We start from the raw sequence: 19,932 nt of genomic DNA on the forward strand, positions 1-19,932 counted from the left end.
TTAATCGGCGGCCTCGGCTCCGGTCTTCGCAAAAGTCTGCAACTCGTTGTAGTACGCGTCGCGCAGCACCGGGGTGCGTCCGGCGTGCTGGATCATGCGGATCATGCCCGCCTCCGAGAGCGCCATCGGGCTGGTGGCCCCCGCCGCGTGGGCGATGTGTTCCTCCTGAATGGTGCCGTCGATGTCGGAGACGCCCCAGTCCAGGGACACCTGCGTCAGCTCGCTGCCGATCATGACCCAGTAGCCCTTGATGTGCGGGAAATTGTCGAGGTAGATGCGCGCCACCGCCAGATTTCGCAGGTCATCCAGGCCGGTGGTGAAGTCGGTCTTGCCCAGGTTCTGCGCCAGCGTGTTGCCCAGCGGCTGAAAGGCCAGCGGGATGAAGGCGTGAAAGCCGCCCGTCTCGTCCTGCACTTTTCTGAGGCGATCCATGTGATCCAGCCGTTCCTCCAGCGTCTCGATGTGACCGTACAGCATGGTGGCGTTGGTGCGCATGCCCAGGCTGTGGGCCTCGCGGTGAATCTGCAGCCACTTGTCGGCCTTGACCTTGTTCTTCGCCACCTGCTTGCGAACGCGGTCGGCGAAGATCTCCGCGCCGCCGCCCGGCATGGCGCTCAGGCCCGCATCCTTCAGCTCGCGCAGCACCTCCAGCGTGGGCTTCTTGCTGATCTTGCTCAGGTGCTCGATCTCGGCGGCGGTAAAGGCCTTGACCTGCAGGTCGGGGAACGCCTCGCGCAGCCCGCGCACCATCGCGGGGTAATACTCCCACTTGTGGTTGGGGTGGTGGCCGCTGCTCATGTGCAGTTCGGTGATGCCCGGCAGGTAGCGGCGGCGCACCTGGGCCACCACTTCCTCGGGGCTGTAGTCCCAGGCGCGTTCCTCGTTCTTGTGGGCGGCGAAGGCGCAGAAGGTACAGCCCACGTAGCAGATGTTGGTAAATTCCAGCCGCATCGAGTGGACGAAGAACACCTTGTCGCCGTGCATGCGCTCCTTGCGGATGTTCGCCAGCCGCATCAACGCGTTCAGGTCACGGGTGTGGAACAGGCGCAGGCCGTCCTCGAAGGTCAGGCGCTCGCCCGCCTCTACCTTGTCCACGACATCGCTCAGGGTCTGGTCACGAAGCCACTTCATGAGGGGAGGATACGCCCCAGGTCTGCCTCAAAGTGTCCCTTTGACCCGATAAGAGGGCCATGAAGACCGCGTAGGGTGTCGGCATGTCTTCTGGCGCACCCACGGCGTGGCTTGACCTCCTTGACTGGCGGCGTGAGGTCAGCGCCCTGTACGCCCGCGTGCGGGCCGAGTTGCCGCGTGATCCACAGGCAGCGCATCAGTTGTGGCAGACGGGCCGCAATGCCCTGTTCAAGGCCCACCCGCAGTCCCCGCTGGACGCGGCGGCGCGGGCCGCTTTCGCGTCATTGCCGTGCTGGCCCTACGATCCGGCGCTGGCGTTCAGCGCGCGGGTGGATACCTCTGGCCCGCAGGAACGCCTGACCGTCCCCTCTTCGACAGGCCAGGACATGTCCCTGGTGCGCTTCGGGCAGGTCACGTTGCCGATAGGCACGCTGGACGTGTACTGGATCGACGTATATGGCGGCGGCGTGTTTCTGCCGTTTCGGGACGCCACCAGCGGGCAGGAAAGCTATGGCGGCGGGCGCTACCTGCTGGACACCGCCAAGAGTGCCGATCTGGGCAGCCTGTCTTTGAATGGCACGGCGTCGGGCGCACTGCGGCTGGACTTCAATTTCGCCTACCACCCGTCCTGCTTTTACGATTCCCGCTGGAGCTGCCCGCTCGCGCCGCCGCAGAACGTGCTGGGCGGCCCGGTGCGGGCAGGCGAGCGGTTATCGTGATCCAGTCTGGCTCAGCTTCCGCCGATGCCCAGCGCCCCCACGCGCACGGCGGGCGCCCCGGCAGACCACTCTGACCACTCCAGCTCGTCGCCCACCGCCTCGATCCCTGCCAGCACGTCCAAGATGTTCCCGGCCACGGTAAAGACCTCCAGGGGATGCTGTTCCGTGCCGCCCTCGAACCAGAAGCCCTCGGCCTCCAGGCTGAAATCCCCGGTAATGGGGTTGGCCCCTGCGTGGCCGCCCGACACGCCGGTCACGCGCACGCCGGTCAGCCCCGCCGTCACCTGTGCTGTGGGCGTCTCTCCGGCCCTCAGCATCAGGTTGCTGGGGCCGACGCCCACGGTGCCCTGGTACCCGTGGCGGCTGGCGTGGCCGGTGCTGACGGTGCCGGCGCGGGCGGCGGTGTCCTGGTTGTGCATGAAGGCGCTCAGGCGTCCGGCGTCCACCAGCGTCAGCGGGGCGCTGGGGCAGCCCTCGGCGTCGAAGGCGCGCGAACTCAGGCCGCGCGGCAGGGTGGCGTCGTCCACCAGGGTCACCAGCGGGCTGGCGATGCTGTCGCCCAGGCGGCCCGCTAGCGGCGACTTGCCCTCCTCCACCATGCGGCCACTGAACATCGGCGAGAACAGCATCAGCAGCTCAGCCAGGCACTCGCCGCTGAAGACGACGGGAAAGGTGCCGCTGGGCGCGGGCCTGGCGCCCAGCAGGCGGGTGGCCTTCTCCACCGCGCTCAGCGCCGTGCGGGTGGGATCGAGATCGGTGAACTCGCGGGTGAACTGCCAGTCGCCGCTCATCTTGGTCTGGCCGTCCTCGCTGACCAGCGGGTAGACGTACTGCATGGCGTACAGCTGCGCGTCCTGGCGTTCCAGCCCCTGGGTGTTGGCGATCAGGCCGTGCACGTCGCCGTCCTGATAGCCGCCGTAGGCGACGCTGGTTACGCGGGCGTCGGCCCCCTTCGCCGCCGACTCCAGCGCCAGGGCCACCCCCACCTTCTGCTCCACGGTCACGCCGCTCAGGCCCTCGCCGTACAGATCCAGGGCGGGCGGCTCGCCCCAGGCCACCAGCGCCGCGCCGCGTTCAGGTGCGGTGAGTTCGGCGTTTTCCACGGCGCTGTCCAGCGCCCGGTCCAGTGCGGGGCGCGACAGGTTCTCGCTGAAGCTGTAGCCCCACGCGCCGCCCACCAGTGCCCGCAGCCCCACGCCCTGACGGTTCGCCAGCTTGAACTCGCTGACCTCGCCGCCGAACGCCTGAACGCTGGTGCTGCTCTGGCGCTGGGCGAAGACTTCCAGGGCCACGCCCCGCTCCCCGGCCCGCGTCAGCAGGTGGCTGCGGGCGGCCTCAATCGTCAACTGTTCGGTGCGGTCCGGTTCCATTCGGGTCATGCGCGGCCTCCCACGGTGATTTCGCTGATCAGGACGTGCGGCTGCCCCACGTCGGTGGGAATGCTGCCCGAGATGCTGCCGCACATGCCCTGGCCCAGCGACAAGTCGTCTGCCACGCCCACGATGTTCTTCAAGTCCTGCGCGCCGTTGCCCACCAGCGAGGCGCCCTTGATCGGCTCGGCAAGCTCGCCGTCGCGGATCATGTACGCCTCGTTGACGGCAAAGTTATAGTCCCCGGTGCCGGGGGTCACGCTGCCGCCGCCCATCTTGCGGGCGTAGAGGCCGTGTTTCACGCCCCGGATCAGCTCGTCGGGGGTCTGGGTGCCGTTGTCGATGAACGTGCTGCGCATGCGGCTGGCCGGGGCGAAGGTGTAGTTCTGCCGCCGTCCGCTGCCGGTGCGGGCGTGGCCGGTTTTCAGGGCGCCCACCTTGTCCACGATGAACGAGGTCAGCACGCCCCTATCGATCAGCACCGTGCGCTGTGACGGCATGCCCTCGTCGTCCACGTTGACCATGCCCCACGAGCCGGCGATGGTGCCGTCGTCGATGGCGGTGACCGATTCGTGGGCAATGCGCTGGCCCATCTTGTCGGCGAAGACGCTGGCGTTCTTCTCCACCCCCGTCGTTTCCAGGCTGTGGCCGCAGGCCTCGTGGAAGATCACGCCGCCGAACTCGTTGCCGATCACGACGGGCAGCTTCCCGGCAGGGGCGTAGTCCGCCCGCAGCATGGCGTTGGCGATGCGGGCGGCCTCTGCACCGACGCTCTCAGGGGTCACTGTTTCAAAGAATTCCAGGCCCTGACCCGCGCCGGGGCCGTAATGGCCGTTTTCACGGAAGGTGCCGTCCTGCGCGATGGCGCTGACCACCAGCCGCGTCCAGACCCGCTCGTCCTCGGCCCACAGCCCGTCGGAGTTGGCGATCAGCACGCGCTGCACGCGGTCGAGGTAGGTCACGTCCACCGTCTTCACGTCGCCTACGCCCGCCGCTGCCCCGTGTGCCCGGCGCATCAGGGCCAGCTTCTCGCGGCGCTGCACGGTCAGCGGGTGTTCGCGGGCCACGTACAGGGGCTGGACGTCTACGGTACGGAAATCCAGCCCGCCCACGCCGTCACGGCTGACCTCGCCCTGCCCGGACTGGGCGCGGGCCACCGAGTCGGCCAGCGTTCTCAGGCCGTTCGCGGTCACGTCGTTGGTGTAGGCGTAGACCACGCGCGTGCCGTACAGCAGCCGCAGGCCCGCGCCGAACAGGTTGCCGCCCCCGGCGTCCTTGACCTCGCCCTGGTGCAGGCGCAGCGTGGTGTTGACGGTGTCTTCCACGAACAGTTCGGAAAAATCGGCCCCGCCGGCGCGGGCGGCCTGCAGAACCTCGGCGGCCAGGTGGGGGTCGAGCAATCGGGGGGTGGAGGCGGTCGGTGCAGTCACGGGTTCTCCTGTGGTGGGGTGGTGGCCTGGGTTGTTGAACCCTCCCACTTTGCCGCGAACGGGGCCGAAAGGGAAGCGGGAATGTGAGCCGATGGCCCCGTTAGGCCAGATCGCCTAGGCCCACCGGCCAGACCGTCAGGTTTGTGGATGGGCGGGGCGCTACGCTGTGGACGTGAAGAAAGCGGACCATCATCAGAACGCTTTGCCAGAGGATGCTGCGGCGGCTGCGGCGGGTGAACGTCAGACGGTCGAATCTCTGCCTGCGGTGTCGCCGCCTGCCACACACCGGTCCCCGGAACGCTGGACCGTGGACGGCATCGAGGACGGCCCGCACGGCCCGCTGGCCCGGCTGGAACGCGAGGACGGCACGACGTTCGATCTGCCGCTGCGTGTGTTGCCCGGGGCCCTGCGTGAGGGTGACCTGCTGGACGTGCAGGACGGCCCGGACGGCGTGACCGTCCGTATTCTGGTGGCCGAGACCATGGAGCGCCGCGAAACCGCGCAGGCGCGGCTGGAGGCCCTGAACAACGCCGAATCTGATTTGCGTGAAGAGGATGGAGAGATCACGGTATGAGCGACAAGCCTCCGAAGAAGAAAGCGCCGGGGAAGAAGGCGGCTGGGAAGAAAGGCGCTGAAAAGAGTGAGACTGGGAAGCGGGCGGCTGGAAAAAAGGCCGCCCCCAGAACTGGCGGGGCCGCCTCCCGCAAGGCAGCCGCCCGCAGGCCTGCCCGCTGGGGGCGCAGGCGCGGCCCCAGCCCGGCGGATATCGCGGGCCTGGTTGTGCTGGCGCTGACCGTCTCGCTGGCGGCGTGTAACGGCATGACCGGCAAGGGCAAGGACAAGGCTGAGGGCGGCGCGACCCCCCAGGGCCAGGTCACCGTGCGCTTTCTGGATGTGGGTCAGGGCGACGCGGTGCTGGTCCGCAGTCCCGAGGGCAAGACCATGCTGATCGACGGGGGCCGCAGCATATCGCGCATGGAAGACCACATGAAAACCTACGGCATCGACAAGATCGACGTGATGGTGGCCACCCACGCCGACGCCGACCACATCGCAGGACTGGTGGCGGCGGCCCGGGCCAAACCGACGCTGTTCATCAACAACGGGCTGGGCGGGACCACCAAGACCTGGGAGCGGCTGGTGGACGCGTTGCAGGCCCAGAAGACCACCTTCAAGAAGGCCAGCAACCAGCTGATCAACCTGGGCAGTGTGAAAGTGCAGGTGATTGGCCCGCCCTCCGGCGTGGGCGACGCGCAGAACGACAACAGTGTCGGCGTGGCCCTGCAATTCGGCGACTTCCGCGCCCTGATGACCGGCGACAGCGAGCTGAAGGAGACGGCGGCGTGGCTGGAGCAGGACAGGGACGAGATCCGGGGGCCGTTCCAGGCCTACAAGAGCATCCACCACGGCGCGGCCAACGGTGATAGCGCGGCGTGGCTGGCGGTGGTGCGCCCGGAAAACGTGGTCATCAGCGTGGGCGAGAACAATTACGGGCATCCCACGAAGACGGCGCTGGACCTGTACCGGCAAAACGGCGTCCGCATCTACCGTACCGATCAGAACGGCACGGTGACCTTCACAGGCAATGCGGACGGGACTTATACGGTGAACACGCAGCGCTAGCTGTGGCCGGGCAGTCCAGAAATGTGCGTCCAGGTAAAGGACAGGTGTGATCTACTCCAGCATGTCGCGCATCGGTCTGCCCATCGTCCTGGCACTCGTCCTCTGCGGTTGCGAGGCGTTCAATGTACCCAGCGAACCCAGTCTGGCCGTGTCGGACGCGGATTTTTCGGAGGTGCTGGCAAAGGCTCCGACGAGCGGCCCGCTGGGACGGACACCGACGCTGAGCGGGCACGTCGCCCGCTGGTCCATCTCCAGTTCCCGTCCCGTGTCGCTGGACTGGCCGCAGAAGACGGTGGTGGGCACCATCGACGGCGGAGGCAACTACACCGTCGTGCTTCCCGCGCAGCCGCCTGCCCCCTTGCCCTCTTCAGGGCTGCCCGCCACTGTGCCCCTGCGCCAGCTTGTGCGGGCGTTCAACATCTTTGGGGACGCCGACTGCTCCGTGGACACGCTGGTGGTCAGTGTGCCGGACGCGGAGGCCGCCGAGTTGACCGGGTTCTACGTTGCCCGCAACAGCGCCGATGCGGCGGCACCCCTTCAGCCCCAGTTCTCGCCTCTGCCACCCTATACCACCTTCAGGCCGTTCACGCAGTATTTCAACGCCTCCGAGATGCTGCTGTACTCCAGCGTCGCCGCGACGGCGAAGGGTGAGCTGTCCTGCACCAGCCAGTACTCGTCAGGCAGTCGTTACCACCTGTTTGTCAATATTGCGCTTGCTCAGGGCTGGAATTCAGCCACGTTAATCTACGGCGAGGAGTTCACGGTTGGCGACGAGCGCCTCCAGAAAATGCTGCTCAAGGGCGGTCTGGGCAGAAGCGGCCTGGATTAACCGACGTTCAGTTCGTCGGGCGCTGGGGTCTCAAGCGTCATCTGCTGACCAGTCACCGGATGGACGAACCCCAGCCGGTACGCGTGCAACAGATAGCCGCCGTCGCCCGGCAGTCCTGGCAGCTCGCCCAGCGGCAATCCACCCGGCCCGTACAGTGGATCGCCCACCAGCGGGTGCCCGATAGACGCGAGATGAATCCGGATCTGGTGCGGGCGGCCCGTGTGGATGTCTACCTCGAACAGCGTGCGGTCTGAGCGCCGCTCCAGCACCTGCGCCGTGGAGTGGGAGGGTTTGCCGCCCGCGCTGGCCGCGTACACCTCGCCTAATGTTGGATGCGGCACCGGGCCGATGGGCGTGGTGATCGCGTATCTCTCCTGTTCGGCCACGCCCTGGGCCAGCGCCCGGTAAACCTTCCGGACGCGGTTCTCGCGCCAGTCCCGCGACAGCGCCGCCCCCGCCTGGGGGGTCAGGGCAAACAGCACCAGCCCCGAGGTGCCGCGTCCCAGTCGGTGCAGCGGCGACGCCTGCGGCCACTGCCGGCGCACCAGCGTCAGCAGGGTGTGGTTCAGAAACCCGCCCGCCGGAACTGTGGGCAGCCCGGAGGATTTGGACACGGCCAGCACTGCGGCGTCCTCGTGCAGTACTGCAAAATGCAGCGGCACGGCGTCCTCGGGCCACGGTGGACGGTTCCAGACCAATGTCTGGCCGGTCCTTAAAACCTCCGTGCCCTGAACCGTGACGCCGTCCAGCACGACTTCGCCGCGCCGTAGCCGGGACTGCCAGGCCTCCACGGTGGAATGCCCATAGCGCCCCGCCAGATACGCCAGCACGCCCACGCCCGCGCCGCGTGGGGCAATGCGCTCGGTGTAGGCGTAACCGTCGTTGAGGGTAGGGGGCAGGTTGAGCATAGGCACGCAGTCTGACAGCTGCGGCGGAAGCAGAAACTGAGCCATGATGCGGAGTCGCCCCCAGCCCTCCGGCGCTAGCATGCCCGGATGACCGCCTGTCCCCACGTTTTCCGAGGTGCCGCATGGAAGGGCTGATGCTGGCCAGGGTGCTGGGCGAACTGACCCCGCACCTGCCGCTGCACACGCTGGGCTGGGTCTTTCCCGACGAGACCACCGCCGCCCTGCTGCTGGACGGCCCCGGTCCCGGCGAGCGCCGCAACCTGGTGCTGGCCTACCGCCCGCCGCAGCCGGTGCTGTTCATCTCGCGTGAGCGGCTGCGGGGCGATCCGCGCAGCCCCTTTCAGCGCTTTCTGGCGGCGCGGGTGCGCGGGCCACTGCTGGGCGCCGAGCAGCTCAAGTTGGACCGCGTGCTGGTCCTGCATTTCGGCGGCGAGGCCGGATTCGTCGATCAGGCCCCCACCCGGCTGCTGTTCGAGGTCACGGGCCGCAACGCCAACCTGCTGGTGCTGGAAGAGGGGGAAGGCTTCGAGGGCCGGATTGTCATGGCCGCCCGCGAGATCACCGGCAGCCGCAACCGCTTCCGCACCATTCGCAGCGGGGGACAGTACACGCCGCCGCCGCCCTACGACAAGCTGGACCCGCGCACGCTGAGCGAGGCCGAGGCGCGTGCTCTGGCCGCCCTGCCGATAGGACGGTGGCGTGAACGCCTGGACGGTCTGGGGCCGCTGCTGGGTGCGGAGCTGGCGCGGCGGGCGAATCTCCCTGCCGCGCAGGCACCCGAGGAAAACTGGCTGCGGGCGCTCGAAGCGCTGCGTTCCCTGGTGCAGGACCCCACCGTCAGCGAGGGCGTCATGCAGGACGGCGCCCGCGAGGCCGCCCGCAGCGAGAAGGCCGCCGCCCTGCGGAAAGCGCTGGCCGAGCCGCTGAACAAACGCCTGACCCTGATCCGCAACCAGCTGGCCGACGTGTCCCGCGCCGAGGCGGGCCTGGACGCCGCCGCCATTGACCGCGAGGAAGCGGACCTGCTGATGGCCTACGCCTCCACGGTGGAAGCGGGCAGCGCCAGTGCGGAGCTGCCTGCCTTCGACGGCAGCGGCCTGCGCCCGGTGGCGCTGGACCCCAGCCTCAGCGCGGTGCAGAACGCCGAGAAGCGCTATGGCCGCGCCCGTCGCCGCGAGGACGTGTACGAGCGCCTGCTGGAGCGTGAAGGCGCCCTGCGCGCCGAACTGGCCGAGGCCGAGGCCCGCGTGGACCATCTGGAACACGCGACTCTGGAAGAGCTGGACGCGCTGGCTGCCACCCTGCAGTCCGAGCGCCCGGAAAAGAGCCAGTACGGCCTGCGCTTCACCACTCCCGGCGGGTACGAGGTGCTGGTGGGCCGCAACAACAAGGAAAATGCCACCCTGACGCACCGCATCGGGCGCAGCATGGACTACTGGTTTCACGCGCAGGGCTATCCGGGCAGCCATGTTGTGGTGCGGACCGGGGGCAAGGAGCTGGCGCAGCCGGACATCCTGTACGCCGCCCGGCTGGCCGCCGCGAACAGCAAGGCGCGCGGCAGCAGCAACGTGGGCGTGGACTACACCCGCATCAAGTACGTGTGGAAGCCGCGGGGTGCGCCCGCCGGACAGGTGCATTACACCGATCAGAACACGGTGTTCGTGGACGGCACGCCGCCGGACGAGGGCGCCGCGGAGTAGCCCTCGACAGCCTCAGAGGCTGCCCCGGTGTGTTTATCCTGGCCGCACACCCGCCGCCACCAGCACCGGGATGGGCACGGTCAGCGCCTGTCCAGCGAACAGGGCCTCCAGTTCGGCCATGTGGTCGTTCTGAAGCTGTTGGCGAACATCCGGCGGCAGGGAGGCCAGCGGCGCCCCTTCCATGCCTGCCTCGATGTCGTTCCAGCGGTCCTGCGGGGTGGGCAGCGTGTAGGGCAGTTCCTGAAGGTCCACCGCGACCCCCTCAAAACCCGCCGCGCGCAGCAACTCCGCTGCCGCGTCCGGCGAGGGCAGGCGGCCCAGCGGCGGAAAGCCCGGATGGAAGCCCACGCCTTCCAGGGCCACGCGCCAGCGCCCCGACAGGTCACCCATCAGGCCCTTGCCAAAGGAGCTGAAGGCCACCCGTCCGCCCGGACGCAGCACCCGCCGCCACTCGCGCAGGGCCGCGTCCATGTCCGGCACGAAGAACAGCCCCGAGGCGCAGGCCACGCCGTCGAATTCGGCGTCCGCGAAGGGCAGGGCCGTCGCGTCCGCCTCCGCGAATGAAAGCTGGGGCTGCCCCGCCGCCCTGTTCCGTGCCACGGTCAGCATGCCCGGCGACAGGTCCGCGCCCACCACCCGCCCGCCCGCGCCCACCGCGTCGGCCAGCGCCAGGGCCAGCGTCCCGGTGCCGCACATCACGTCCAGCAGCGTTTCATCCGGCTGTGGCCTGAAACGCCCCGCCAGATACCGCGCCGTCAGCGGCAGAAAGCCCAGGCGGTCATAGTGCGCCGCAAGCGTGTCGAACAGCCGGACATTCTGCGCGGTGCGCTCGTCGGGGTTCATGGTGGCTGTAGCTTAAACCTCGACGCGGCCTGGCTTGCCGTATCCCCTGGGGTGAAACCATTCCCTTTTCGCCTCCGCCACCCGCACGGTGCTGGGCCTGTCTCCCGGCGATTCGGACGGCCCCGACAGCTGGAAACACACCTGATCGGCGGGTCCTTGAGTGCAGGAGTCGCAAGGGTCATGCGCGGCGCGGTGGCGTTGCAAGCCTGACAGTCCCCTCGCGGGCAGCGTGCTAGCGTCCCCCCCATGACCCCATCCAATGACGTGTTCTTCGATTTCGTCTGTCCCTACGCCTGGCGCGGGGTGGAGCTGGCTCAGGTGCTGCGGCAGGCGGGCGAGCAGACGTTCACGCTCCGGCACTTCTCGCTGGTGCAGGGCAACCACCCCGACAACGCCGGTCAGTCGGAACCCGTGTGGTGGCTGACCGATCAGCCGGCAGAGTCGGGCGAGCGGTTTCAGCAGTCCAGCCTGCTGGCCTTTCTGGCGGCGGGGGCGGCGGCAAAGCAGGGCGAGGAGCAGAGCTGGGACTTCACGCTGGCCCTGTTCCGGGCCGTTCATGCGGAGAAAAAGCCGCTGGACGAGGACGCGGTGATGGCCGCTGCGAGGGCTGCAAAGCTCGATCTGGAGCAGTTTTCTGCGGACCGCCAGGATGATGAGGGCCTGCGCGCCAGCCTCCGTCAGGATCTGGCTGAGGCCGCCGGGATCGGGGTCTTCGGCACGCCCACCTTTGTGTTGCCCGGCGGAGAGGCCGCCTACTACCGCTTCGAGAATCTGACCCGCGAACTGGACACGGCCCGCCAGTGGTGGAAGCTGTACGGCGAGGTTCTGCACTCCGGTGCAGGGATCGCCACGGTCAAGCGGGCGAAGAACCGTCCCGCGAAAAAGGCCGCCCACAAGGAGCTGGCGCAGCAGACGGCGTAACGCTTCGCCTCCATTCGTCCTCTGCCGTCTACGCAGAGGGCTTTTTTACGGCTCCTCCAGCCCCAGCGCCCGCGCCACCTCGCCTGCCGGACGCTTCAGGCCGCTGCGGACGTCCATGTACTCGCGGTACAGTCCCTCAAAGCTGAAGATCAAGACCGCCATGACGCCGTGATCGTCCACCTGAAGGCCCTGCACGCGAAAGCCCGCGCGCAGTTTGGGAACCAGTACGGCGTTGTTGGTGGCGTGGTGGTGACTGCGGACCAGCGCGTAGCCCCTGGCCCCCAGCGCGGCCAGCACGGGCGGCAGCAGGCGGGTGTACAGCCCCTGGCCCCGGTGCGCGGGCAGCAGCCCGGTGTTGACCATGTAGGCCGTGCGGGCGTCCCACTGGCGGGAAGACTGCCAGCCCACCACCTGCCCGCCGTGACCGATCAGCCAGGCGTAGCGCGGCGATTCGGGCGGCTCCAGTCGGGGGGGCGTCGGCCAGTCCAGTGAAACGCTGCTGTACACGGCGTCTTCCAGCCCGGTGTAGATGTCGTAGTACACCTCGTAAGGAACGGGGCGCAGAACGTAGCCGCCGCCCAGATTGGTATCTTCGCCCTGACCCTCAGGTAGCGGAACGGCGATGGAAGGGACCGTCTCCTCCAGTGGAATGGAGGACAAGCCCAGCCGCTGCGCCACGTCGCCCCGCGCTGCCCGCAAGCCGCTGCGGACGTGCATGGCCTCCCGATACGTGCGGTCCAGGCTGAGCGTCAGGGCCACGTTCAGCCCGCCCTCGTACAGGTTCAGGCCCTGAATGAAGAAGCCGGCGCGCAATTTGGGAATGATGACGGCGTTGTTGGTGGCGCGGTGGTGGCTCTGGACCAACGTGTAGCCTGCGTCCCGGAAGGTGTCCAGCAGATGCGGCAACAGGCGGGTGTACAGCCCGCGCCCCTGATGCTCGGGCAGGATGCCGGTGTCGGCCATGGAGACCGTGCGTTCATCCTTCTGGTGCGCGAAACTCCAGCCGATCAGGTCCTCGCCTGTGGAGATGCCCCAGGCAAACGTTTCGCCGGGCGGCGGCGGCGCTTTGGACGGTGGATCAAAATCGTACAGCGAGCCGCCGCCGAAAATCTGGCCCTCCAGCCGGGCGCAGGCGGCGCGGTAGGTGTCCAGCGCGATGGGCCGGGCGCGGTAGCCGCCGCCGAGGTCTAGGCCTGCCCGGTCCACACCGTCCCCACCGGCTGCTGCTGCGTCATGCAGTGAAACGAGCCGCCGCCCTCGATAATCGCGCGGCTGTTCAGGCCGATGACCTCGCGGCCCGGAAACAGCGGGGTCAGAAGTTCCAGCGCACGGGCGTCGTTGGGATCGCCGTACTGCGGCACCACCACGAAGCCGTTGCCGATGTAGAAGTTGGCGTAGGTGGGCGGCAGGCGGCCTTCCGCCCCTTCCAGATACTCGGCAGGCAGGGGCAGTTCCACGATGCGGAAGGGCTGGCCGTCGGCGTCGGTCATGCCCCGCAGCGCCGCCAGATTGGCCGCCATTGTCGCGTGGTTGGGGTCTGATGCGTCCGCTTCCACGCTGGTCACGATGGTGCGCTCGTCCGTAAAGCGGGTGATGGTATCGATGTGACCGTCGGTGTGGTCATTCTCCAGCCCGCCGCCCAGCCACAGCAGCTTTGTAACGCCCAGGTACTCGCGCAGCCAGTCGGCGTATTGGCCCTCGTCCAACCCCAGGTTGCGGGTGTCGGTCAGCAGGCACGAGCGGGTGGTCAGCGCCATGCCCGCGCCGCCGAGTTCCAGCGCGCCGCCCTCCAGCACCACCGGCACGTCCCAGTGGGCGGCCCCCAGGATGCGCGCCACCGCCTCCGGCACGCGGTCATCCTCGGCCCACTCGAACTTGCCGCCCCAGGCGTTGAAACGCCAGTTGACGAGGGACACCTCGCCGGACTCACGGGTCACGAATAGCGGGCCGTTGTCCCGAATCCACACGTCGTTCAGCGGCACGTCGTGGAAGGTCACGTCGGCCCCGGCCAGCCGCTCGGCGGCGTCCTGGCGGCTCTCCGCGTCCCTGACCAGCAGGTGCACCGGCTCGAAACGGGCAATCGTCCGCACCAGTTCGGCAAATTCGCCGCGCACGGCTTCCAGGTGCCCGAACCACAGCTCGTCGCCTTGCGGCCAGCTCATCCAGGTGGCGGCGTGCGGTTCCCACTCCGGGGGCATGGCAAACCCCAGGGCGCGCGGCGTGACATCGGTGGCGGAGAGGTGCGTCATCCCCCCAGTGTAGGGCGGGGGGTTCAGGGTGTGGCTTGCAGGGTCTGGCCCAGCTTCCCGGCCACAAAAGCTTTCAGCGCGGCGGCGTCGTTGTCCAGCAGGGTGAAGTGGCGCGGCAACGCCTCGATGCCCTTGAAGCGCTGGGGGCGCGGCGGCGTGCGGCCCACGGCCTCCTGCACGGTGGCCTCGAACTTGGCGGGCAGGGCGGTTTCCAGGCAGACCATCGGCACCCCGGCCCGCGCGTACTGTTCGCCCACCCGCAGGCCGTCGGCGGTGTGAGGATCAATCAGGCGGCCGAAGCGCTCGTCGGCGCGGCGGATGGTCTCCAGGCGCTCGGCGTGACTGCTGCGCCCGCCCACCAGACCGCTGGCCCGCACCGCCTCCCAGTGGGCCGTGCCGCGCAGATCGACGGGGCGCGAGCCTCCCACCTCGGCCCACCACGCGCGGGTCTGCACGCCGTCGGCCCCCGCGATCAGGTACAGGTAGCGCTCGAAATTGGACGCCTTGCCGATGTCCATGCTGGGGCTGGAGGTCTGCGCCACCTGCGCCGAACGCCGCACCCGGTAGACCCCGGTGGAAAAGAATTCATGAAGCACGTCGTTCTCGTTGCTGGCGACGGCCAGTTGCCCGATGGGCAGGCCCATCTGCTTTGCCAGGTACCCGGCAAACACGTTCCCGAAATTGCCGGACGGCACGCTGAAATCCATCGGCTGCCCGGCGGGCAGGTTCAGTGCAAGGTACGCCTTGAAGTAGTACACCGCCTGCGCCAGCACCCGCGCCCAGTTGATCGAGTTCACGGCCCCGATGGTGTACCGGGCCTTGAACTCGGCGTCGGCATTGACCTCTTTCACCAGATCCTGGCAGTCGTCGAACACGCCCCGCACGGCGATGTTGAAGACATTCGGCTCATCGAGGCTGAACATCTGCGCCTGCTGAAACGCGCTCATGCGCCCGTGCGGCGAGAGCATGAACACGTTGACGCGGGCCTTGCCGCGCATGGCGTATTCCGCCGCCGAACCGGTGTCGCCCGACGTGGCGCCCAGGATGTTCAGCCGCTCGCCGCGCCGCTCCAGCACGTACTCGAACACGTGGCCCAGAAACTGCATGGCGATGTCCTTGAAGGCCAGCGAGGGACCGTTGGACAGTTCCAGCAGGAACAGCCCCGAGTCGCCCAGCGGCGTCAGCGGGGTGATGTCGGCGCTGTGAAACACGTCCGGGTGGTAGGTGGCCCGCAGCAGGGCGCGCAGGTCACTCTCCGGGATGTCGTCGATGTAGGGGCGCATCACCGCGTACGCCAGGTCGGCGTAGTCCAGGCCGCGCAATCCCTCCAGCTCATCCGCGCTGAACGTGGGAATGCGTTCCGGCATGGCGAGGCCGCCGTCCGGGGCCAGGCCCATCAGCAGCACCTCCGAAAAGCCCCCTAGATCACGCCGGCCGCGAGTCGACACGTACTTCATGCGGCCACTGTAGCGAGTGCGGTCTGGGGCGGTGCGGCGGGGACTAGGGGAGGGGCAGGCCCGCGTCCACCGTCGCTTGACAGATTACTTCCCCACCTCGAAGGTCAGCCGCTGGGGTGAGCCGCTTTCCCGCCGCGTGGCCGCCTTCAGGGTCACCCTGCCCGCCGCCGTCTGGACGGGCACACCCGGCAGGTAGACCGTGTACAGCCGCGCGGAGGTTCCCCTCACCACGAACAGGCTGGCCTTCACGTTGCCCGCCATGACGCAGATGGCGGTCAGCGGGCAGCGGCTGTCGGTGACACGCAGCAGCGTGACTTTCGCGCCGTTCAGCGCCGCGCTCTGGCCCGCCCCCAGCGTCACCGAAGAGGCGGAGGCGGCGGGCAGGGTCGCCAGGGTCAGCGTGAGCAGCAGCGTTCTGAACATGTTGCCAAGTACGTGTGTCGGTGGCTGTGGGTTGCGCTTCAGCCCAGCAGACCCGGCAGGTCCTCGACATTCGCCAGGGCGCGGAAGTGCGCGGCCTTTTCCGGCAGACCCATCTGCTCGTAGCAGCCCGACAGCTTCAGGGCGAAGAACTGCACCGCCTGGCAGTCCTGGCGGCACTCGGCGGCCTCCAGACAGGCGCGGTAGTGCTGCACGGCCAGGTGGTACTGGGCGGCCCCGGCGGCCTGTTCGGCGCGACAGTGACTCATGCGCAGGGACACGATGTCGTTCAATACCCGGCTCACGGCGGTCATGTCTGGCAGTTTAAGCAGAGGAGGGGCCGCATGAATGAAAGATGAAGCAGGTTTCGAGGCGTGAAATGTGCGTGTTCAACGTTGTTTTTCGTGTCTGGGTTAAACATCACGGGTGCATTTCTGTTCTGGCTGTATTGAACTGAGTATGAATAGCACTTCCCTCAAAGGAAGTGAGGTGCTGACGAGGCGTAAAGCCTGTTCAGGTCGTCAGCCACTCATTCGGGGCGCGGGTGGGATGAACCCTTAAACGGTGCGGGCGCGCATGCTCAGGGCAGGCAGATTCACGTCCACCAGCCGGACCTTCAGCACCGTGCCCACCGGCGCGGGTGTGCTGAGGGGCAGATCGTAGGCCAGTTCGGGAATCAATAGGGTGGCCTGCGGACCTCGGCGGTCCACCACCACCGCTTCCCACTCGCGCTCCGGCTGGGTGGCGGCGTAGCGCAGGGTGTGGTGCTTGCGGCTCAGGCGCTCGGCCTGTCGGGTGGCGTCGGCGTTCAGGGTGGCCTGGGCGATGTGGGCGGCCACCACCTTGCCGTCCAGGGGTTCCCGGCCCGTCAGCGCGGCGCGCAGTTGCTGGTGCACCACCAGGTCCAGGTAGCGCCGCATGGGGCTGGTGGCCTGGGCGTACAGGTCCAGGCCCATGCCCGAATGCGGCCCCGGCGACGGCTGGAAGCGGGTGCGGGCCAGCGTCTTGCGCCGCGCCCACTGCGCCCCCAGCCCATCGCCGCGCACCTCGCGGCTGGGGTCGGCCTGCGTGGCAAACGGCAGCGGGATGTCGTGGTCGTCGGCATAGATGGCGGCGGCCCAGCCGGCCAGCGTCATGCACTCCTGCACCACGAAGCGCATCTCGGGCTTGGGCAGTGGGGTCACAGTCGCGCCGTGCTCGTCGGCCCTGATCTTCACTTCGGGCAGATCGATGGACAGCGCCCCCTCGGAATCGCGCAGTTCCTTGCTGGCGCGGGCCAGTCTCGCCAGGGTCACGAAGGGTTCCTCGCCCGCCTCCAGCCGCGCCTGGGCGCCCAGGTACGTCAGGCGCGTGATTCGCACGGTGGTCAGCGCCACGTCCACGGCGTCGGCGTTGCCGTCGGCGTCCAGATCCAGCGAGATCGACAGCGCGGGCATGGTCTCGTGCAGGCCCAGCCCGGTTTTTTCCACCAGGGCGTCGGGCAACATGCCAATCGTCTGGTCCGGCAGGTACAGCGTGGCGCCGCGTGCGCGGGCCTCCAGGTCCAGTTCACTGTCCGGCGGCACCAGCGCGGCCACGTCCGAGACATGCACCCACAGGCGCGTCAGCCCGCCGGGCAGCGCCTCGATGCCGATGGCGTCGTCCGGGTCGCGGTTGCCCTCGTCGTCGATGGCGTAGGCGGGCAGGTGGCTCAGGTCCAGCCGCTGCTCCGGAGCAAAGTCAGGGACGTCCAGCGTCAGGTGCGTCAGCGACGCGCCCAGGCGGTCGGCATAGGGCGTCCTGGCCTCGTTCCACACGCCCAGGCGCAGCAGCAGGGTGTGGGCCGATTCCGGCGTTTCGGGCAGCTTCAGGTCGCGCAGGGTGCGGCTCTTTTCCGCCTTGCCACGCGCCAGCAACTCCACTTCGGTGCGCTGGGCGGGAGTGAGTTCGGGCAACGTCATGGCCCCAAGGATAGGGGAGAGGAAGGACCGACGCGCGACGGATGGCTCCCGCGCTGCGGCTTTTGCGATTTGAGAATGACTGAATAGAAGGTCCGATTTAGCAGGTGCGGTTTATGGATGCTCCGGCCATTTAATTTTCCCCGTGTCAGACGGCCTGGAATACCAAGTGAAAATAGGATCGTAAAACCCGTATTGACATTCTGCTAAATTTATGTTTCTATTTGTCCAAGGAGACGGATATGAATGAACAGCAACAGCCCGCCGAGGATTTCCGTTCGCAGGTTCAGCGTCTGGTGGCCGAGGGCAAACTCACCGCCGAGGAAGCCGCCGGGCTGCTGGAGGGCACCCCCGCCGAGGCCCCTGAAGCCCTGATGCCCGCCCCCACCGCTCAGCAAGGCAGCGCGGGCGAGATTCCGCCGGACCTTGTGCTCAAGGTCAGCGGGTACACCCTGACGGTGCTGCATGACGTTTCGCTGGACACGCCACGGCTGAGTGCCAACGAGGACGGCGTGCTGCGCCTGACCGGCACGCCGCAGGGCTGGCAGGTTCAGCGTGTGGATCATTTCGGGGGCCACTGGGGCAGCGTCAAGGCGATTCTCTCGCTGCCGTTTCTGCCCCGGCAGGTGCGGGCCACCGTGGAGGGCGGCAACCTGACCCTGCCCGATGCGGGCGGCGAGATGACGGCGCAGATCAACGGCGGCAACATCCGCATGGGCCGCGCCGCGAGTCTGGACGCCGAGGTCAACGGCGGCAACCTGACCGCCACCGAGATCGGCGGCCCCACCCGGCTGGGCGTCAACGGCGGCAACCTGACCCTGACCGGCGCGCACAGCCTGAACGCCAGCGTCAACGGCGGCAACCTGAAATGGGCCGGCGTGCTGGCGGGCGGCCACCACCGCCTGGAGGTCAACGCGGGCAACGCCACCCTGCACCTGCAACCCGGCACCAGCCTGCGCGTGGACGCCGACGTCACCGTGGGTGCGTTCAAGGCCGACTTTGCCACCAGCAAGAGCGGCAGCTTCATGAACACCCGCCACGCCGGACAACTGGGCAGCGGCGAGGCCACGCTGTCGTGCCGGGTGGCCGCCGGTCAGGTCAAGCTGCTCACCGAATAACAGCTCCTTGCCCCTCGCCCAGCCGCCCCCCGCCTGCTCCCACGTCCCTGGAGGATTCAAGATGAGTGTGACCTCTGCTTCCCGTTCCGACCGTACTGCGCTAGCCCAGTCCGGCGCTGCCCAGCCCCGCCGTGCCCAGCGTCCGGCCGGCCCCGCTGCGAAGGGCTACCGCGTGATTCGCCCCGCGCTGCCTGTGGCTGCGGCGCCGGAGGCAGGACTGGCCGCCCGGTTGTGGCAGCGTCTGTGCGCCGCGCTGCGGGTGACGCCGGAGCAGTGGGCCGCCCATCAACTGGCCCGCCAGACACACCTGGACGTGGGGCAGCGGGTGGTGGTGCTTTCGGGAGGCCAGCCGGTGCTGATGACGCCGCCGATTCCGGCCACCACCGGCCGCCGCGCCGCGCAGCCGGATCTGGCGTGACCGCTTCTCCCGAGAACTATCCCAAGAAAGAGGCCCTATGAAAGAGAAAGTGAAACGCATCCTGGATCTGGTGCGCGCGGGGCGCCTGAATCTGGAAGACGCCGGGCCGCTGCTGGCCGCCCTGAGCGCCAAGCTGGCCCTGACCGACAGTGACCGCGAACTGATCGACTCGCTGCTTAAGCGCGAGGAACTCGACACCGGACAGGTGGCCGAACACCTGCTGTTGCTGCGCGGCGTGCGTGATACCCCGCCCGCCCCACCCCGCCCCCCTCAGCCGCCCGGATTCGGCCCGGAAGGCAGCCAGCGCGGACCGGCCTGGACCTGGGAGTCCGGCCCCCGTGCCCGTTCGGGAAGAGGAGGGATCGAGGGAATGGTCGACCGCATTACAGAGACCGTGGAACGCGCCGTTGAGGGCGTGGTGGAGGGAACGAAATCCGGCTTCGAGCAGCATGAGAAGGCCCGCACCGGTTCGGCGCGCATTCTGCGGATTCAGGTGGAGTCCTCGGCAGGCGACGAGTACAACGCCAACCTGCCGGTCAGCCTCGCGCCGCATCTGCACAGGCTGATTCCGCCGCACGGCATCCGCGCGCTGGAGAGTGCCGGATTCAGTCTGGAGACCCTGCAACTGCTGATCGAATCGGACCCGCCCCCCGGCGAGCTGATCAGCGCCGAGGACAGCGCGGGCAACGAGGTCCACATCTCACTGAAATGACAGCGCTGACCTCGCCCGTCCGCACCACAGCGCTTGCGCCCGAGAATATGTTTTCTCGGGCGCAAGCGTTGTTTGTTGCTGAAGGTCTTCGTGTCAGCGGGAGGTGATACGGATTCCGTTTGTTTCGTGTGGAAATCGGAGCTGTCC

20 protein-coding genes are annotated in these 19,932 nt (G+C 68.1%); 9 read left to right on the plus strand and 11 right to left on the minus strand.

Translation table 11 applies throughout. The features are described 5' to 3' along the window. Window positions 1-1,131, minus strand: a complete 1,131-nt coding sequence (mqnE, locus tag FHR04_RS13885) for an aminofutalosine synthase MqnE (RefSeq protein ID WP_039681697.1) — start codon at window positions 1,129-1,131, stop codon at window positions 1-3. Between the two features lie 83 nt (window positions 1,132-1,214). Between mqnE and FHR04_RS13890 the strand changes: the two genes are divergently transcribed. Continuing rightward, the gene (locus FHR04_RS13890) at window positions 1,215-1,850 is read left to right on the plus strand and encodes a DUF1684 domain-containing protein (RefSeq protein ID WP_139403956.1); all 636 of its coding nucleotides are present in this window, start codon (window positions 1,215-1,217) and stop codon (window positions 1,848-1,850) included. An 11-nt stretch (window positions 1,851-1,861) separates the two neighbouring features. Here FHR04_RS13890 and FHR04_RS13895 read toward each other — a convergent pair whose 3' ends face one another. Beyond that, window positions 1,862-3,229: a TldD/PmbA family protein gene (locus tag FHR04_RS13895; RefSeq protein ID WP_249039132.1), complete on the minus strand. Its 1,368-nt coding sequence runs from the start codon at window positions 3,227-3,229 to the stop codon at window positions 1,862-1,864. After that, complete coding sequence (locus FHR04_RS13900; protein WP_249039133.1) at window positions 3,226-4,650, minus strand: TldD/PmbA family protein; 1,425 nt, start codon at window positions 4,648-4,650, stop codon at window positions 3,226-3,228. Before FHR04_RS13900 ends, FHR04_RS13895 begins: the two co-directional genes overlap by 4 nt. A 172-nt stretch (window positions 4,651-4,822) precedes the next feature. Between FHR04_RS13900 and FHR04_RS13905 the strand changes: the two genes are divergently transcribed. The 3 genes from FHR04_RS13905 to FHR04_RS13915 all read left to right on the plus strand — a co-directional run bounded on the left by FHR04_RS13905 (window position 4,823) and on the right by FHR04_RS13915 (window position 7,102). Beyond that, window positions 4,823-5,224, plus strand: a complete 402-nt coding sequence (locus FHR04_RS13905; RefSeq protein ID WP_249039134.1) for a DUF3006 domain-containing protein — start codon at window positions 4,823-4,825, stop codon at window positions 5,222-5,224. Next, on the plus strand, window positions 5,221-6,273 hold the full coding sequence (locus tag FHR04_RS13910) for a ComEC/Rec2 family competence protein (protein WP_139403957.1): 1,053 nt from the start codon (window positions 5,221-5,223) through the stop codon (window positions 6,271-6,273). Before FHR04_RS13905 ends, FHR04_RS13910 begins: the two co-directional genes overlap by 4 nt. 61 nt (window positions 6,274-6,334) lie before the next feature. After that, complete coding sequence (locus FHR04_RS13915; RefSeq protein ID WP_139403958.1) at window positions 6,335-7,102, plus strand: hypothetical protein; 768 nt, start codon at window positions 6,335-6,337, stop codon at window positions 7,100-7,102. On the opposite strand, the gene FHR04_RS13920 is transcribed toward FHR04_RS13915, so the two are convergent. Next, window positions 7,099-8,010, minus strand: coding sequence for an RluA family pseudouridine synthase (locus tag FHR04_RS13920; RefSeq protein ID WP_183944807.1), 912 nt, complete (start codon window positions 8,008-8,010; stop codon window positions 7,099-7,101). The genes FHR04_RS13915 and FHR04_RS13920 overlap by 4 nt on opposite strands. Window positions 8,011-8,132: 122 nt before the next feature. Between FHR04_RS13920 and FHR04_RS13925 the strand changes: the two genes are divergently transcribed. Then, window positions 8,133-9,710, plus strand: a complete 1,578-nt coding sequence (locus tag FHR04_RS13925) for an Rqc2 family fibronectin-binding protein (RefSeq protein ID WP_139403959.1) — start codon at window positions 8,133-8,135, stop codon at window positions 9,708-9,710. A gap of 33 nt (window positions 9,711-9,743) precedes the next feature. On the opposite strand, the gene FHR04_RS13930 is transcribed toward FHR04_RS13925, so the two are convergent. After that, complete coding sequence (locus FHR04_RS13930; RefSeq protein WP_139403960.1) at window positions 9,744-10,553, minus strand: methyltransferase domain-containing protein; 810 nt, start codon at window positions 10,551-10,553, stop codon at window positions 9,744-9,746. A gap of 246 nt (window positions 10,554-10,799) precedes the next feature. Between FHR04_RS13930 and FHR04_RS13935 the strand changes: the two genes are divergently transcribed. Further along, complete coding sequence (locus FHR04_RS13935; RefSeq protein ID WP_139403961.1) at window positions 10,800-11,474, plus strand: DsbA family protein; 675 nt, start codon at window positions 10,800-10,802, stop codon at window positions 11,472-11,474. A gap of 45 nt (window positions 11,475-11,519) precedes the next feature. Here the strand turns inward: FHR04_RS13935 and FHR04_RS13940 are convergent, their stop codons facing one another. The 6 genes from FHR04_RS13940 to FHR04_RS13965 form a co-directional block, all read right to left on the minus strand. Further along, window positions 11,520-12,680: a GNAT family N-acetyltransferase gene (locus FHR04_RS13940; protein WP_139403962.1), complete on the minus strand. Its 1,161-nt coding sequence runs from the start codon at window positions 12,678-12,680 to the stop codon at window positions 11,520-11,522. Further along, window positions 12,662-13,723, minus strand: a complete 1,062-nt coding sequence (locus FHR04_RS13945; protein ID WP_170213963.1) for an agmatine deiminase family protein — start codon at window positions 13,721-13,723, stop codon at window positions 12,662-12,664. Before FHR04_RS13945 ends, FHR04_RS13940 begins: the two co-directional genes overlap by 19 nt. Before the next feature lie 23 nt (window positions 13,724-13,746). Then, entirely contained in the window at window positions 13,747-15,180 is a 1,434-nt protein-coding gene (gene thrC, locus FHR04_RS13950; protein ID WP_139403963.1) for a threonine synthase, read from the minus strand. Between the two features lie 84 nt (window positions 15,181-15,264). Beyond that, window positions 15,265-15,603: a hypothetical protein gene (locus tag FHR04_RS13955; protein ID WP_139403964.1), complete on the minus strand. Its 339-nt coding sequence runs from the start codon at window positions 15,601-15,603 to the stop codon at window positions 15,265-15,267. A 38-nt stretch (window positions 15,604-15,641) separates the two neighbouring features. After that, the gene (locus FHR04_RS13960) at window positions 15,642-15,914 is read right to left on the minus strand and encodes a hypothetical protein (RefSeq protein WP_039681708.1); all 273 of its coding nucleotides are present in this window, start codon (window positions 15,912-15,914) and stop codon (window positions 15,642-15,644) included. 243 nt (window positions 15,915-16,157) lie between these two features. Further along, on the minus strand, window positions 16,158-17,540 hold the full coding sequence (locus FHR04_RS13965) for an RNB domain-containing ribonuclease (RefSeq protein WP_139403965.1): 1,383 nt from the start codon (window positions 17,538-17,540) through the stop codon (window positions 16,158-16,160). 239 nt (window positions 17,541-17,779) lie between these two features. On the opposite strand from FHR04_RS13965, the gene FHR04_RS13970 reads away from it, so the two are divergent. The 3 genes from FHR04_RS13970 (at window position 17,780) to FHR04_RS13980 (ending at window position 19,785) form a co-directional block, all read left to right on the plus strand. After that, complete coding sequence (locus FHR04_RS13970) at window positions 17,780-18,655, plus strand: DUF4097 family beta strand repeat-containing protein (RefSeq protein WP_139403966.1); 876 nt, start codon at window positions 17,780-17,782, stop codon at window positions 18,653-18,655. A gap of 61 nt (window positions 18,656-18,716) precedes the next feature. Further along, complete coding sequence (locus FHR04_RS13975; protein ID WP_139403967.1) at window positions 18,717-19,073, plus strand: hypothetical protein; 357 nt, start codon at window positions 18,717-18,719, stop codon at window positions 19,071-19,073. 37 nt (window positions 19,074-19,110) lie between these two features. Further along, the gene (locus FHR04_RS13980; protein WP_139403968.1) at window positions 19,111-19,785 is read left to right on the plus strand and encodes a hypothetical protein; all 675 of its coding nucleotides are present in this window, start codon (window positions 19,111-19,113) and stop codon (window positions 19,783-19,785) included. Window positions 19,786-19,932 lie beyond the last annotated feature (147 nt).

It is taken from the genome of Deinococcus radiopugnans ATCC 19172 (assembly GCF_006335125.1).
GTDB classification, from domain to species: domain Bacteria; phylum Deinococcota; class Deinococci; order Deinococcales; family Deinococcaceae; genus Deinococcus; species Deinococcus radiopugnans.

Bases quoted from the DNA above. Each gene is read 5' to 3' on its own strand.
- mqnE (WP_039681697.1), bottom strand. From the start codon at position 1,131: ATGAAGTGGCTTCGTGACCAGACCCTGAGCGATGTCGTGGACAAGGTA.
- FHR04_RS13890 (WP_139403956.1), top strand. From the start codon at position 1,215: ATGTCTTCTGGCGCACCCACGGCGTGGCTTGACCTCCTTGACTGGCGG.
- FHR04_RS13895 (WP_249039132.1), bottom strand. From the start codon at position 3,229: ATGACCCGAATGGAACCGGACCGCACCGAACAGTTGACGATTGAGGCC.
- FHR04_RS13910 (WP_139403957.1), top strand. From the start codon at position 5,221: ATGAGCGACAAGCCTCCGAAGAAGAAAGCGCCGGGGAAGAAGGCGGCT.
- FHR04_RS13915 (WP_139403958.1), top strand. From the start codon at position 6,335: ATGTCGCGCATCGGTCTGCCCATCGTCCTGGCACTCGTCCTCTGCGGT.
- FHR04_RS13920 (WP_183944807.1), bottom strand. From the start codon at position 8,010: ATGCTCAACCTGCCCCCTACCCTCAACGACGGTTACGCCTACACCGAG.
- FHR04_RS13925 (WP_139403959.1), top strand. From the start codon at position 8,133: ATGGAAGGGCTGATGCTGGCCAGGGTGCTGGGCGAACTGACCCCGCAC.
- FHR04_RS13930 (WP_139403960.1), bottom strand. From the start codon at position 10,553: ATGAACCCCGACGAGCGCACCGCGCAGAATGTCCGGCTGTTCGACACG.
- FHR04_RS13935 (WP_139403961.1), top strand. From the start codon at position 10,800: ATGACCCCATCCAATGACGTGTTCTTCGATTTCGTCTGTCCCTACGCC.
- FHR04_RS13945 (WP_170213963.1), bottom strand. From the start codon at position 13,723: ATGACGCACCTCTCCGCCACCGATGTCACGCCGCGCGCCCTGGGGTTT.
- thrC (WP_139403963.1), bottom strand. From the start codon at position 15,180: ATGAAGTACGTGTCGACTCGCGGCCGGCGTGATCTAGGGGGCTTTTCG.
- FHR04_RS13955 (WP_139403964.1), bottom strand. From the start codon at position 15,603: ATGTTCAGAACGCTGCTGCTCACGCTGACCCTGGCGACCCTGCCCGCC.
- FHR04_RS13960 (WP_039681708.1), bottom strand. From the start codon at position 15,914: ATGACCGCCGTGAGCCGGGTATTGAACGACATCGTGTCCCTGCGCATG.
- FHR04_RS13965 (WP_139403965.1), bottom strand. From the start codon at position 17,540: ATGACGTTGCCCGAACTCACTCCCGCCCAGCGCACCGAAGTGGAGTTG.
- FHR04_RS13970 (WP_139403966.1), top strand. From the start codon at position 17,780: ATGAATGAACAGCAACAGCCCGCCGAGGATTTCCGTTCGCAGGTTCAG.
- FHR04_RS13975 (WP_139403967.1), top strand. From the start codon at position 18,717: ATGAGTGTGACCTCTGCTTCCCGTTCCGACCGTACTGCGCTAGCCCAG.
- FHR04_RS13980 (WP_139403968.1), top strand. From the start codon at position 19,111: ATGAAAGAGAAAGTGAAACGCATCCTGGATCTGGTGCGCGCGGGGCGC.